General features: G+C 39.6%; 14 protein-coding genes and 2 tRNA genes. 11 read left to right on the top strand and 5 right to left on the bottom strand.

Annotation, left to right across the window (positions count from 1 at the left end; translation table 11 throughout):
- Window positions 1–111 precede the first annotated feature (111 nt).
- Window positions 112–1,773 (top strand): energy-dependent translational throttle protein EttA, encoded by a 1,662-nt coding sequence (ettA, locus tag F928_RS17455; RefSeq protein WP_005067029.1) that lies wholly within the window; start codon window positions 112–114, stop codon window positions 1,771–1,773.
- Window positions 1,774–1,816: 43 nt separating this feature from the next.
- Here the strand turns inward: ettA and F928_RS17450 are convergent, their stop codons facing one another.
- Window positions 1,817–2,200: a tetratricopeptide repeat protein gene (locus tag F928_RS17450; RefSeq protein WP_002116715.1), complete on the bottom strand. Its 384-nt coding sequence runs from the start codon at window positions 2,198–2,200 to the stop codon at window positions 1,817–1,819.
- A 340-nt stretch (window positions 2,201–2,540) separates the two neighbouring features.
- Entirely contained in the window at window positions 2,541–3,233 is a 693-nt protein-coding gene (locus tag F928_RS17445) for a YidX family protein (RefSeq protein ID WP_005078507.1), read from the bottom strand.
- Between the two features lie 146 nt (window positions 3,234–3,379).
- Here F928_RS17445 and F928_RS17440 point away from each other — a divergent pair, with 146 nt between their 5' ends.
- The 9 genes from F928_RS17440 (at window position 3,380) to F928_RS17405 (ending at window position 12,453) form a co-directional block, all read left to right on the top strand.
- Complete coding sequence (locus tag F928_RS17440) at window positions 3,380–3,778, top strand: cation efflux protein, CzcI-like (RefSeq protein WP_002060055.1); 399 nt, start codon at window positions 3,380–3,382, stop codon at window positions 3,776–3,778.
- Between the two features lie 56 nt (window positions 3,779–3,834).
- Window positions 3,835–4,029, top strand: a complete 195-nt coding sequence (locus F928_RS22680; protein ID WP_005067033.1) for a hypothetical protein — start codon at window positions 3,835–3,837, stop codon at window positions 4,027–4,029.
- Entirely contained in the window at window positions 4,020–4,637 is a 618-nt protein-coding gene (gene czcN, locus F928_RS17430; protein ID WP_000425720.1) for a methyltransferase family protein, read from the top strand. The genes F928_RS22680 and czcN overlap by 10 nt, the downstream gene beginning before the upstream one ends.
- Window positions 4,638–4,781: 144 nt before the next feature.
- Window positions 4,782–4,949 (top strand): hypothetical protein, encoded by a 168-nt coding sequence (locus tag F928_RS22180; RefSeq protein ID WP_016805918.1) that lies wholly within the window; start codon window positions 4,782–4,784, stop codon window positions 4,947–4,949.
- Window positions 4,950–5,148: 199 nt separating this feature from the next.
- Window positions 5,149–5,541, top strand: coding sequence for a cation efflux protein, CzcI-like (locus F928_RS17425; RefSeq protein ID WP_002116733.1), 393 nt, complete (start codon window positions 5,149–5,151; stop codon window positions 5,539–5,541).
- 57 nt (window positions 5,542–5,598) lie between these two features.
- Window positions 5,599–7,008, top strand: coding sequence for a TolC family protein (locus F928_RS17420; RefSeq protein WP_005078503.1), 1,410 nt, complete (start codon window positions 5,599–5,601; stop codon window positions 7,006–7,008).
- A complete protein-coding gene (gene czcB / locus F928_RS17415; RefSeq protein WP_005078501.1) occupies window positions 7,008–8,216 on the top strand; it encodes an efflux RND transporter periplasmic adaptor subunit in 1,209 nt (402 codons plus the stop codon). Before F928_RS17420 ends, czcB begins: the two co-directional genes overlap by 1 nt.
- Window positions 8,206–11,364, top strand: coding sequence for an efflux RND transporter permease subunit (gene czcA, locus F928_RS17410; RefSeq protein WP_005078500.1), 3,159 nt, complete (start codon window positions 8,206–8,208; stop codon window positions 11,362–11,364). Before czcB ends, czcA begins: the two co-directional genes overlap by 11 nt.
- A 132-nt stretch (window positions 11,365–11,496) precedes the next feature.
- On the top strand, window positions 11,497–12,453 hold the full coding sequence (locus F928_RS17405; protein WP_005078498.1) for a cation diffusion facilitator family transporter: 957 nt from the start codon (window positions 11,497–11,499) through the stop codon (window positions 12,451–12,453).
- Window positions 12,454–12,472: 19 nt separating this feature from the next.
- On the opposite strand, the gene F928_RS17400 is transcribed toward F928_RS17405, so the two are convergent.
- Window positions 12,473–12,811: a membrane protein gene (locus tag F928_RS17400; protein WP_005078496.1), complete on the bottom strand. Its 339-nt coding sequence runs from the start codon at window positions 12,809–12,811 to the stop codon at window positions 12,473–12,475.
- Between the two features lie 273 nt (window positions 12,812–13,084).
- On the opposite strand from F928_RS17400, the gene F928_RS17395 reads away from it, so the two are divergent.
- Window positions 13,085–14,032 (top strand): hypothetical protein, encoded by a 948-nt coding sequence (locus F928_RS17395; RefSeq protein WP_002116860.1) that lies wholly within the window; start codon window positions 13,085–13,087, stop codon window positions 14,030–14,032.
- 91 nt (window positions 14,033–14,123) lie between these two features.
- Here the strand turns inward: F928_RS17395 and F928_RS17390 are convergent.
- A tRNA-Glu gene (locus F928_RS17390) sits at window positions 14,124–14,199 on the bottom strand.
- A 29-nt stretch (window positions 14,200–14,228) separates the two neighbouring features.
- Window positions 14,229–14,304: transfer RNA gene (locus F928_RS17385), tRNA-Glu, on the bottom strand.

The raw sequence follows: 14,304 nt of genomic DNA, 5'->3' as shown, positions 1-14,304 counted from the left end.
AATCCGTACGATGGAAATCATAACTTCAAGTCATCGAGGTTTTCAGCGTATAATACGCGCGATTATTTATCGCTTATGCGATGTATTGGTTTTTCAATTGAGGAGTCCTGCGTGGCCCAATATATTTATACGATGAACCGAGTGTCTAAGATGGTTCCGCCAAAGCGCGAAATCTTAAAAGACATCTCTTTATCATTTTTCCCGGGTGCCAAAATTGGTGTGCTCGGTTTGAACGGTGCAGGTAAATCTACTTTGCTTCGTATTATGGCTGGCGTAGATAAAGATTTCTCTGGTGAAGCTCGTGCACAACCTGGAATTAAAATCGGCTATTTAGAGCAAGAACCACCTCTTGATCCGACTAAAGACGTTCGTGGTAACGTTGAAGATGGCGTGCGTGAAGCTTTAGATGCATTAGAGCGCCTTGATCAGGTTTTTGCAGAATATGCAGATCCGGATGCAGACTTTGATGCACTTGCAAAAGAGCAGGAAAAATTAGAATCAATTATCCATGCTTGGGATGCACATAACTTAAATAACCAGCTTGAAATCGCGGCAGATGCCTTGAACCTTCCAGCTTGGGATGCAGACGTAACTAAGCTTTCAGGTGGTGAACGCCGTCGTGTAGCACTTTGCCGTTTATTGCTTTCAAAGCCAGACATGTTGCTTCTTGACGAACCGACGAACCATTTAGATGCAGAATCGGTATCTTGGTTAGAGCGCTTCTTGAAAGATTTCCCTGGCACAATCGTTGCGATTACGCATGACCGTTATTTCTTGGATAACGTTGCCGAGTGGATCTTGGAGCTTGACCGTGGGCATGGTATTCCTTACCAAGGTAACTATTCTTCTTGGTTAGAGCAAAAAAATGCTCGTTTAGAACAAGAGCAGAAACAAGAAGAATCTTTTGCTAAAGCATTGAAAAAAGAACTTGAATGGGTTCGTTCAAATGCGAAAGGTCAGCAAAAGAAAAACAAAGCACGTATGGAGCGTTTTGAAGAGCTTAACTCTAAAGAATTCCAGCAACGTAATGAAACGTCTGAAATCTACATTCCACCTGGCCCTCGTTTGGGTAATAAAGTTGTGGAAGTGGAAGGTATCAGCAAATCATTTGACGGCCGCGTATTGTACGAAAACTTATCGTTTACTGTACCTCCAACAGCAATTGTAGGTATCGTTGGTCCAAATGGTGCGGGTAAAACGACTTTATTCCGTATGATGACTGGCGAACAGCAACCTGATACAGGTACTGTGACTTTAGGTGAGTCAGTTAAAGTGGCTTACGTGGGTCAGATTCGTGACACTCTAGACAATAACAAAACTGTTTGGGAAGAAGTGTCTGGTGGTTTAGATATTTTGAAAGTGGGCGATTATGAAATTGCTTCACGTGCTTATATTGGCCGTTTTAACTTTAAAGGCCAAGACCAGCAAAAACGCGTAGGCGAATTGTCTGGTGGTGAGCGTAACCGTTTACAACTTGCGAAAATTTTACAGCAAGGTGCAAACGTTATCTTACTGGATGAGCCATCAAACGACTTGGATATTGAAACTTTACGTGCGCTTGAGGATGCAATTCTTGTATTCCCAGGTACGGTAATGGTGGTATCGCATGACCGTTGGTTCCTTGACCGTATCGCGACACACATCTTGTCATTCGAAAATGAACAGCCAGAATTCTACACAGGTAACTATGCAGAATATGAAGCATACCGTCAGTCACGTTTAGGTGAAGACGCTGTTCAAAAACGTACTAAATACAAAAAAATTAGCGGATAATCTCTGATAATTTAAAAACCAGCCTAAGGGCTGGTTTTTTATTTTAAGAAAATGCGAGCTTGCTAAATGCTTCTTGTAAGCAGCGTTCAGCATCGGGATGCCCCTGACTTGCTGCTTTTTGTAGCCATTTTTCAGCTTCACGATAATTTTTATCTAATCCAAATTGACCATTTAGATAACCGATACCAAGCTTAAAAGAAGCGTCAGAGCTACCACGTAAAGCTGCTCGTAGGTAGCACCACATAGCATTTCGATCGTTAGGAGTTACATCTAACCAGTTTTGCATACGTTCATGGTCTTGCTCGGCTAGTTCCTCAAAGCGTAAACCCTGTTCAATTTCATCAACTGCTTGTGAATGCATATCAGAAGGTAAGTTTTCAAAAGCAAACAAGTGATTAAGCCTATACTTGATTGATTTCATATTCATGATAGTCTCCCTTGTTCCTCAATTTAATTGAATTGACTCACACTTTTAAGCTAGTCCCTTATATTGAAATATTATGTTTTTTTTTGTAAATGTGATATAGCGCATTTGGATGAAAAATAATGAAGTTTTGGCTTACATAAAAGTTACACGTGTTTTTACGCTAAGTGAAACTACTATGAGAATAGTGGCATTCTTAAGGGAAATTAGAGCTTTTAAAATTAAAAAATAGCTATTATTTAACGCAAAAGACTTTTGAGAAAATTTATAAATATCAAACAAAAGAAATTTCTTTAAACAAAACCAGCTTAAGAGTTAGTTAATTAGTTTTGCCTAGGAACTTCTATTTTGTAAAGTCACTTCGTAAGTCTGCCCAGATCAGAGAAGGGGCCACCGTGACCACATCAAATGCCATCGCTAACGGATAAAGTGCCATACGAGTTACACGTTTAAACGGATGTTTCTTTGTTATTTCATCTTTTTGCTGTAAGGCGATAGGATAAGGAATGGGAAGAGTTTGTTGAATTTTTTGTATGTCTGGAGCTTTATATATTTGTCCTTTAAAGCTAAGAAAAGCGTAAGGATATAAAACATCTTTTTGATTTTCTATCACAACAAAATGATTTTTAAATCCTAGGTTTTTTAAATTTTCTTTTTGTTGTTCAGAAAGAGCGAATAGAGGAGTTTTATATAGAAATTGAAGTTCTCCATGAAAATGATTGGGATCATCCATGGTCAGTACCAGTGGGGACGGATTGGTCAGACTTCGCTGATCTGCTGGGATTGCATGAAGAAGTTTTGATAGCTCAGCGCTTCCCTCGGTCATTAAATAATTATAGTCTTTGCCTACAAAGATGATCCCTTGTTCTTGCTGGTTTTGAACAGCTTGTCCTAAAGCAATGATTTGATCTTTTGCTAAAATGATCTTCTCGGTTTTTGTGGTTTCGTTAGGTAAAGCTTCTGAAAGTAATGTCGTGGCACAAGCACTCAAATTTAAACAGACGACAACGAGTAGGGTAGAAAATAGTTTATACATTGCAGGAACTCAAACAGGAAATTAATTTTTCTAAAGAAAAACTTTTTTAAAACAGCGATAAATTAACCAAAAATCATTTTGTAATTTTATTACATTGGTATCGCTTGCTATAGTGACTTTGTGCAATTTACTGTCATGGTGTACCGTTGCCACGTTCTACAGTTTTTATGTCCGTCTTGTTTAGTTTGCTTATATTCCAAAGCTTATGGAATGTGGCAGCGGCATTTTGCGTGCATAAAAATCAGGAAAAGGCATTACAACATTTCGGTCATCATGCAGATTTAAATGTATATCAATCTTCAGACCATATGCAGACTGAACATGTTGGTATTGTAGAAAATTCTGAGAATGCTCCATTAAGCTGGCAAGATCATCACGATCATTTACCTTCATGTTTTCATGTAGTGATGACTGAAAATGCACAACAAGCTCAAGAACCTTTTGTGCGTGTACATGAGCTTTCACAAATCTATTACTGGTCTAATTCTTATCAGTCTCCGTATCTTGGCTCTTTAAATCCCCCTCCTGTCTTAACCCTGCTATAGGTGGGGTAGCCGAAAAATAACCCACCAGAAATTTATTTATTTCAAAGGGTTATTTTATGCTTAATTATATGTGCAAACAAAGCGCAGCAATCTTCTATGTAGATTACTCGCTTAAACATTCACGTCTTTATGTTAATGACAAGGCGGGATATAAGGTTCTGTCAAATCTTTCCGGAAAACAAAAATATCATTTTAATGAATCGGTTATCTCATCTCTGATGATTCACAGTGATGGAGGTTTATGGAAATGAATATTTTATTTACCCCCCGTGTTAGAACTGTGAGCTCCCGAGTGATTGGGCTGATTTTAGCTATTATTCTTGCTTTAAGTTTTAGTAAATGGCATTTCCAAGCGGCATTTATAGAACATATTTTATGGTTCTTTGGATGGTTTTTTGTGGGCATCGGAGTAATGGGAAGAATATGGTGCAGTCTTTACATTTCCGGATTTAAGAATGCCAAGTTGGTGACAGACGGTCCCTATTCTTTATGTAGAAATCCACTCTATCTATTTAGTTATCTGGGTGGAGTCGGGATCATGTTGATTACAGAGACGTTTATCTTTCCAATAGTATTCACGCTTTATTTTCTCTGTTACTACCATTTTGTTATACGCCAAGAAGAAGCATTCCTGAGTGAAAAATATGGAACTGCATATTCAGATTATATAAAGACAATTCCACGCTTTTTACCAAGTTTCAAAAATTTTAAAGAGCCTGAGTTCTATCAGGTTTCACCGAAGCATTTCCGTATTTTTTTGACGCAGGTGGTGTGGTTTATCTGGGTTGCGGCCTTAGTCCAACTTTTTGATGAGTTGCGACTGCACGGTGTTCTCCCTTCATTGTTTAGTTGGTTCTAAAAATGAAATGAAAGTATATCCGCATGCTTCTTAGAAATTCAGAAGATTTGTCCTGAATTGATTAACTAAGGTATGCGAAAAATTAATTTTATTTTTGGATTAAATCCTTAAATAAATTCGGAATATTTAGATCTGGTGATTATTATGTCTATTAAACTAAATACAAAATCGGTTTTGATGGTTTTACTTCTTTCAACAAGTTTGGCTCATGCTGATGGAGGGTTAATATTCCTCGAAAAGAATATTAAGTCTCAGCAAGAAACAAAAGCTAAACAAAGTAAGAACCCTCATTTAACTTGTAAGCATAAATAATTTTTATTTTGTAGGAAACTAATTAATTAATAATTAGTTTCCTATGAGTAAAGATAGAGATTTTTAATGATTTATTCTTATCTTTACTCAGGCGAGATTAGAATCGCTTCTATACTGCTACTTATTAGATGTAATTTTATTACATGCCCACTGCCTGCTATAGTGGCTTTGTTCAACTTCTTAGTTTAATGGTGTGCTGTTGCCACGTTCTGCACTTTTCATGTCCGTCTTATTCTGTTTGCTTATATTCCAAAGTTTATGGAATGTGGCAGCGGCATTTTGCGCCCATGAAAATCAGGAAAAGGCATTACATCATTTTGGTCATCATGCAGCGTTGAGTTATGAAGCTTCACAGCATAGCCATACGGAAAAGACAGATATCGTAGGGACTCATAAAGCTCCCTTAAACTTGTCTGATCATCATGACCATTTGCCTTCATGTTTTCATGTTGTGATTGTAGAAGCACAAGAAAAACTTGTTTCACCGTTAATACAGTCATCTGAGCCAAAACAACAATATTATTGGTCCAATTCTTATAAGTCCCCTCATATCTCTAAACAAGACCCGCCTCCTGTTTTAACCCTGCTATAGGTGGGGTAGCCGAAAAATAACCCACCAGAAATATTATTTATTTCATAGGGTTATTTTATGTCTATTTTTTTATACGAAAAAAGTTTCGTTAGTCTGAGTACGTCTTGGGTACTTAAATCATTAGTTGTTGCAGTTGCGCTTTCAACTAGCGCTGTAACAACTGCTGCTAGTTCAAATCAGAACCTTGCTGAGAATACACAACCACAGCGTGTACAGAATGTTTTAACGTTTGAACAGGTGCTCGATCAGGTTAAGCAGTTTCAGACTCAAACAGGAATTTGGCAAACTCAACAAGATATCGCCGAGAGCAATATCAAACAGAGCCAGCTATGGGAAAATCCGACGGTTTCTGTACAGCAAACGGGTTTTAAATCTGGAAAAGATCAGGAATTAGAACTTGGGATCTCGCAAAAACTAGATATTTTTGGTGTACGTTCCGCAGCAAAAAAACTAGCAAGTGTTCAGCAAAATCAAGTTGAGTTAAATCAGGTTTTATATGAGGCTCAACTGAAGCTGGCGGTAAAATATTTATGGTCACAAGTATCTATTTTAGAGCTTGAACATGAAGTTGCTAAAGCCCAGTTAAGAACGAGTAAAAATCTTCTTGATGCTACCCGCTTACGCTTTCAGGCAGGCAGTATTGCTCAGGTTGATTTAGATCGAACTCTCATGACGCATGTTGAAAATCAGCGTTTATATCAGGAAGTTGAATTATCACTGAGTAGTGCTAAAAGAAAATTGGCTAACTTATGGGGTGAGACAGAAGATAACTTCACGTTACGTCCAGATATAAAAAGTGCGTGGCCTTTAAAAAATGAAGGTGATATCGATCAATATCTAAAACAGAATTTGTTAGAACAGTCCCTGCGGCTTCAAGCAATACAACAAAATTCTGAAATTAATTATTTAAAGGCAAAAAATCGGCCTACGCCTACTGTAAATATGGGCGTGGTTCGTAGTAAAACCTCAGAAACGAGCAGTACCGAAAATCAGATCCGAGTAGGTATAGCAGTTCCTTTAAATATTTTTAATCGCCAGCAATATGCACTCAAAGTTGCTCAAAGCAAACTCGATTTAATTGACCAGCAGCAAAGCTTTTATAAAAAGCAAAGCCAGAATTCTATTCGTACTCTACAGTACGAGTTAGGGGGGTTAAAGCAGCAATATAATTTAATGAATGAGCAACAAATCCCTTTATCAGAGACGGTACAAGAGAAAATGTTGCTTGGCTTTAAAGTCGGTAAATTTGCAATTACCGATGTTCAGCAATCTACCCTTCAATTACAAGAACAACGCTTGAAAAAAGTTCAAATCCTTAAATCTGCTTGGCAAAAAGCAATTGAGGCAGAAAGTTTAGCTCTCGGGATTGATCCAAATATGGTGATGTCTGGAGATGCATTAAATCAAATTAATCAAAATTTATGGCAAGACACCTATAACTTGCCGACAGTTGGAGGAGCAGAGTAATGTCAGTTAAAAAAATGAAAAACCAATGGCTTATTGCTATTTTGCTGCTGATTGTCTGCCTTGCTTTAAGTGCTTGGTTATTTTTCTCTGGAAAGAAACAGCCTAATACTGATGAAGGTGAAGAAGAGCATGCAGAAGGTGAAGCTGGTCATGAAGAATCTGAAAAAGAGGAAGGCAGTTTAAACCTGACTTCTAAGCAACTGGTTGAATATGGAGTGAAGTTAGAGCAAGTAGGACGTGGAGAAGTTGAACAGAGCCTCTCTTATCCTGCCAAACTTGTTGTAAATACAGACCAGCAAGCACATGTCTCTTCAACGTTTTCTGCGCGTGTAGATAGCGTAAATGTTGCGTTGGGACAACAAGTTGAAAAGGGTCAGGCGCTTGCGACTTTATTTGTACCTGATTTAGTCGATCAACAAGCTAACTTAAGCATGGCACAAGAAGCACTGACATTAGCCCAGCAAGATTATCAACGTGAAAAACAATTGTGGGAACAAGGGGTTTCTGCACGTCAAGATTACCAGCGCGCTTACAATGCATATCGTCAAGCGCAAATTCAGGTACAAGCTGCAAATAGCCGTTTATCTGCTTTGGGGGCGAATCGCTCAAGTAAAGGCCGATATGTTTTAACTGCACCTTTAAGTGGTGTAATCAGTAATAAAGATATTGTCATTGGTGAGCAAATTGGCCCTGAAAAACAATTATTTGTTATTGATCGCCTAGATCAGTTATGGGTCGAGTTTGTGCTACCAAGTGCAAATACCAATATTCAGCCTAATCAGGAAATTGAATTTAAATCGTTGCAAACGAACAATATTTTTAAAGCGCAGGTGCAAAGCCTAACTTCAGAAGCAGATACTCAAACTGGTCGTTTACAGGTTCGAGCTAAGGTAACGACACCTTCAAAAGAATTACGCCCTAACTTAATGGTCAATGTGTTACTGAAACAAAATAATGCAGCGACTGTATTACGGGTTAACAAGACAGCGATACAACAGATTGATGGAAAGAATGTCGTCTTTATTGCAAAACAGGAGAAGGACAAAATTCATTTTGCCCCTGTTGCCGTTGAGTTAGGCAATTATTCTTCAGATGCACAATGGGTAGAGGTTAAATCCGGAATTACCGAAAAGCAGCAATATGTGACTCAAGGTAGTTTCTTGCTCAAGTCCGAACTTGAAAAAGGGGAGGCTGAGCATGGACATTAATAAACCTGATTTGCCAAAGGCTGAAGGTTTGTTTGATCGAATTATTCAGTTTTCAATTAACAACGCCATTTGGGTCATGATGTTTGTTATTGCTTGGATTGGTGTCGGACTTTATAGCTACCAAAAACTTTCAATTGATGCCGTGCCTGATATCACCAATGTACAGGTGCAGATCAATAGTCAGGCCAATGGCTTTACTGCGCCAGAAGTTGAGCAAAGGATCACTTATCCGATTGAAAATGCCATGTCTGGTATTCCAAATCTGGAACAGACTCGTTCAATTTCCAGATATGGTCTTTCTCAGGTTACGATTATCTTTAAAGATGGTACTGACATTTACTGGGCAAGACAGTTAATTAACCAGCGTTTACAAGAAGCTAAGAGTGCTTTACCAGATAGCATTGATCCGCAAATGTCTCCAATTTCGACTGGACTCGGTGAGATTTATCAATGGGTGGTAAAAGCAGAGCCAAATGCTAAAAAAGCAGATGGTTCAGCTTATAGCGCGATGGACCTGCGTGAAATTCAAGACTGGATTATTCGGCCCCAGTTACAACGTGTACAAGGGGTAGCCGAGGTTAATAGCATTGGTGGATATAACAAAACCTACGTGGTCTCTCCAGATCTGACACGGTTACAACAGTTGCAAATTCCACTCACTGATTTACAAGATGCGCTTCAAAATAATAATGAAAACCGTGGTGCCGGATTTATTGAAGAGAATGGCCAGCAACTCACAGTTCGTGTTCCGGGTATGCTGACATCGATACAAGATATCCAGAATGTTACGGTCGCCACTAAAAACGGTTTACCTATACGGGTTGCCGATATAGCGTCAGTATCGATTGGTCATGATTTGCGTACAGGTGGTGCTACCTATAATGGACAGGAAACTGTTTTAGGTATCGCCATGATGATGATGGGTGAAAACAGTAAAACTATTGCTAAGGCGATTGACGATAAAGTTCAGGAAATTCAAAGATCACTCCCTCAGGGCGTGGTGATTGAAACAGTCTATGATCGTAGTAGCCTCGTAGATAAAGCGATTAAAACAGTAGCTAAAAATTTGATTGAAGGGGCGATTTTAGTCATCGTTATTCTTTTCATTTTTTTAGGAAACTTTCGCGCCGCTTTAATCACTGCTTGTATTATCCCATTGGCAATGCTTTTTACCTTAACAGGTATGGCCGAACAAAAAATCAGTGCTAACCTCATGAGCTTGGGGGCTTTGGACTTCGGGATCATTGTAGATGGAGCAGTTGTTATTGTTGAAAACTGTATTCGGCGTTTAGCTGAAGCGCAGCATTTAAAAGGTCGCTTATTAACACGTTCAGAACGTTTCACTGAGGTCTTCCTCGCCGCTAAACAAGCACGCCGACCATTAATATTTGGTCAGATCATCATTATGGTCGTGTACTTGCCAATTTTTGCTTTAGCAGGCGTAGAAGCAAAAATGTTCCACCCTATGGCAATGACCGTTGTCCTAGCGTTATTGGGAGCGATTATTTTATCCGTGACCTTTGTGCCAGCAGCTGTAGCTCTGTTTGTTACGGGTGAAGTGAAGGAAAAAGAAAGTCGCTGGATGATGACACTGAAAAAAGGTTATGCAGACTTACTCGATAAAGCATATGCCTTTCGATATGTTGTTGTCACAGCAGCGGTCAGCATTTTGATTTTGACAAGTGCAATTGCAACAAGAGTGGGGAGTGAGTTCGCGCCTCAACTCAGTGAGGGTGATTTTGCACTACAACTCATGCGTGCACCGAGCACAGGCATAGAAGAATCACTTAAGATTCAGGAGAATGTAGAAAAGCAGTTACTCAAAGCTTTCCCTGAAATTAAAGCCATTTTTGCAAGAACAGGAACAGCCGAGGTTGCTACCGATGTCATGCCTCCTAATATTTCCGATGGTATTGTTCTATTAAAGCCACACGATCAATGGCCTAATCCTAAGGAAACGATCGATGAATTGCGTACCAGAATGCTGCAATTCGTGAATCAGATTCCTGGTAATAACAGTGAATTCTCGCAACCGATTGAACTACGTTTTAATGAACTCATTTCAGGCGTCCGTAGTGATATCGGGGTGAAAGTTTTTGGGGATGATATGCAAATCCTCAATCAGGAAGCGGAAAAAATAGCCCAACAGCTACGTAGCATTCCAGGTGCCAGTGAAGTCAAAGTTGAACAGACTGACGGTTTGCCATTACTTAATGTAGATGTTGATCATGCACTAGCTGCTCAATATGGATTATCAGTCAAGTCCATTCAGGATATTGTCGCTGCGAGTATTGGAGGACAGAGTGTAGGGCAAATTTTACAGGGCGATAGACGTTTCGATTTCGTGATTCGCTTACAGGAAAACATGCGTACGCCTCAGCAGCTAGCACAATTACCGATTCGCTTACCAAACGGCGGTCTGATCCAGTTACAAGACGTTGCTAAGGTTGAAAATATTCTGGGCCTTGCTCAAGTGAGCCGTGAAAATGGCAAACGCCGAGTGATTGTGACGGCAAATGTGCGTGATCGAGACCTTGGGTCTTTTGTACAAGAGATGCAAAGTAAACTGGCGCAGCAAAAGCTACCTAGCGGTTATTGGTTGGGTTATGGAGGACAATTTGAGAATCTTGCTTCTGCCACTGCAAGAATGCAAATCGTCGTGCCGATGGCGCTCATCATGATCTTTGTGTTGCTGATGGCGGTATTTAGTAACTTTAAAGATAGCTTACTTGTATTTAGCGGGGTTCCTTTCGCTTTGTCTGGCGGATTAGTGGCTTTGTGGCTGAGAGATATTCCACTTTCTATGTCTGCTGGAGTCGGGTTTATCGCTTTATCAGGTGTTGCGGTATTGAATGGTTTGGTCATGCTCACATTCATTAAAGAGCTAAGAGCAACCCTAGATGTTCATACAGCAACTTGGAAAGGTGCTGTACTGCGACTACGCCCTGTATTAATGACGGCATTTGTTGCTTCACTTGGTTTTATTCCAATGGCTTTGGCAACTGGAACTGGTGCAGAGGTACAACGACCTTTGGCAACGGTAGTAATCGGTGGCATTATTTCATCTACGATACTAACGCTGGTTTTATTACCAGTCATTTATCGATGGATGAATGAAAGCAAGACGAATAAAGTTGAGCATTCATAATGTCATCGATTTGAGATATCTTTTTTGATGAAAAAGTTTGAGTCAGAAAAGTATTTGAAATAGGTAAAGGTAAACATGAATTCATGGTTACTTTTACCTCACCATAAAGATAAATAATAAGGAGTCCGCAAAATGGGTGGACAACATGGTCATGACCATAGTCATGCTGTAGTGACTGAAGGTAATGCCAAGAAATTAACGATTGCCTTGGCGCTTACTACGACATTTTTAATTGTTGAGGTTATTGCAGGTTTAATCACACAAAGTCTGGCTTTGCTCTCTGACGCTGCGCATATGTTTACAGATGCAGCTGCTTTGGCAATTGCTCTGGTCGCAATTCAGATTTCAAAACGTCCCGCTGATAATAAGCGTACTTTTGGTTATCAACGCTTTGAAATTCTGGCTGCTTTATTTAATGCACTCATGCTGTTCGTGGTGGCAATTTATATTTTATATGAAGCCTATATCCGATTCTCTAAGCCACCTGAAATTCAAAGTGTGGGAATGTTGGTTGTAGCGACTATTGGTTTGGTAATTAACCTCATCTCAATGAAAATCCTGATGTCGAGTGCCAATAACAGCCTAAATGTGAAAGGTGCTTATCTAGAAGTATTGAGTGATGCACTAGGTTCGGTAGGCGTTATTATTGGTGCAATTATTATTTACTTTACTAATTGGTACTGGATTGACACGCTTATTGCGGTACTGATTGGATTTTGGGTGCTGCCAAGAACATGGGTTTTACTTAAGCAAAGTATTAACATTTTGCTCGAAGGTGTACCCGAAGAGGTCGATATTGAGAAGCTACGTGCAGATTTACTTTCTTTAAATGGTGTTGAGAGTATTCACCAACTCAAAGTATGGGCGATTACTTCTAAAAATATCCATTTAACCGTGCACTTATTTGCGCCTGAAGCTGATCGTACCAAGTTGTATCAAGATGCTGTTGAAATGCTTTCTCATGAACATGGTATTGGTGAAGTGACATTGCAAATTGAGGACGATGCCGAGATTAATTGTCAGCACATTGCTCGGCATGCTTCGCATAAACATGATGAAGCAGACAATGCACATTCACATCAGCATTAAGCTGATGTGAACAGTTTTTTTAAATTTCCCATTCGTTATTGCAGTCACGGCATTTCCAGTGTTTTTGTGACTGCATAAATGCTTGCATAGAAAGTTTAAAATCAGGCAAATCACGCCAGAACATAAAACCTGCCCCTACAGTAACCACAAATGCAACTACTGTTGCGATTTGAAGAGAACTACCTGCACCATTGCCAAAAATCCACATAAAGATGCTAATGACTACTAACAGTAAAAGCACAAAAATTGCAGGAATCAAGACAACCAGACTTTTAGGAACGACAGGTTTTGCGCTGTTAACGCCTTGGCTCACAGGCATAATTTTAACACTTTGACATTTAGGGCAACGATATTGCATGGGAACTCCACATTTAGTTTGAATCTATTCTAACGGAAATGTGCAGAAAGAAAAAAATTTGTAAGATAACGATGAAATGCGTTGAGTTAGCAGAAAAATTACTTATGAATAAACAAAGAAATATAAAAAACAGATGATTTATCCGTACACATAAAAATTAAAATAATATTGTAGAGCATGCTAATCTACAGAAAAATGAAGTGTGATTAGCACAATAAATGAGCTTAAATACTCGAATAGGATGTGGGATAAATATAAAAAGGAGAGAGGGACTTGGGTCAACAAGATGACAATAAGTCGCAGCCTACAACGACAGCATCGGTTTTAGCTACCCCAGATACCGCTAAACCGTCATTATCTCGTCGATTACTGCATAAGACATTGCAACATGCCCAAGATGCAGTTGGGTTTGCTAGCGACACGACACGTAATATTGCAGAGGTTGCTGATGCTGCTTTGGACGCACTCGATCAAGTAACTACTCATACACGACGTGGAGTTGTCGGAATGACAAATCTGGCAGCAGGCACGGTAAGAGATATGGTGTCTGAAACCAGTGAAACAGCACGCCAAGTCGCGTTGATTATGGCGCGAACTTTTTTGGGCAAAAGTACCTTAACGTTGTACTTACCCGAAATGTTATTAAATAATCAAATTCGTAAGCGCATTGATCGCTCAGAAATTGATGATATTAAAATCAAGTGCGGCAATGACAGTTTCCAAGTCGAGATCGATGGGCATTATCATCGCTTCATGTATCGTTTGAGTTTAGATTTTAAAGTATTGGAATGTCGTATTGGGCAGGAAAAATTCTTACGCCTACGTCAAATGGATGAAAGTCTTGATGTTCAGATTCGACATGGCGGCACCTTGTCAAATTGGGCTGTGCGCCGTATTGGTCGAGTTGGTTTCGAAGTCGTAAATATGTTGCCTATTCCATCACTCATTAATCACTTGATTGGCGATATTCCCGGAATCCAACGCGATGGGCATCGCATGTGGTTTATTGACCTAGAGCAAGCAGGATTTATTGACTTTATTAACAACCGTTCATGGATGGTTGAAAAGCTTTTAAGTTTGACTGATTTTAGTATTTTACCGGGCTTGAATATTTTGAGAGAAAGTCGTGAGCTTGTGCAGCAGCTCGTAGATCAGTTTGAAATTAGAGGACTACGAGTGCAGTCAGGTCGCCTTGAAGTACAAGTGGGAATTGCGGGTTGAGAGAGCATATGAAAAGCTAATCATTGATTAGCTTTTCATTTTTTTAGGCAAGAAAAAAGCCACTGACGTTATGCAGTGGCTTTTTAGAATTTGGCGTCCCTACGGGGATTCGAACCCCGGTTACCGCCGTGAAAGGGCGATGTCCTAGGCCTCTAGACGATAGGGACTTATATGAGGCATACATCTGAAAAAATATTGGCGTCCCTACGGGGATTCGAACCCCGGTTACCGCCGTGAAAGGGCGATGTCCTAGGCCTCTAGACGATAGGGAC

Origin of the sequence: Acinetobacter pittii ATCC 19004 = CIP 70.29 (assembly GCF_000369045.1) — a bacterium.
GTDB lineage: Bacteria > Pseudomonadota > Gammaproteobacteria > Pseudomonadales > Moraxellaceae > Acinetobacter > Acinetobacter pittii.
This window is presented reverse-complemented; position numbering and strand designations above follow the sequence as displayed.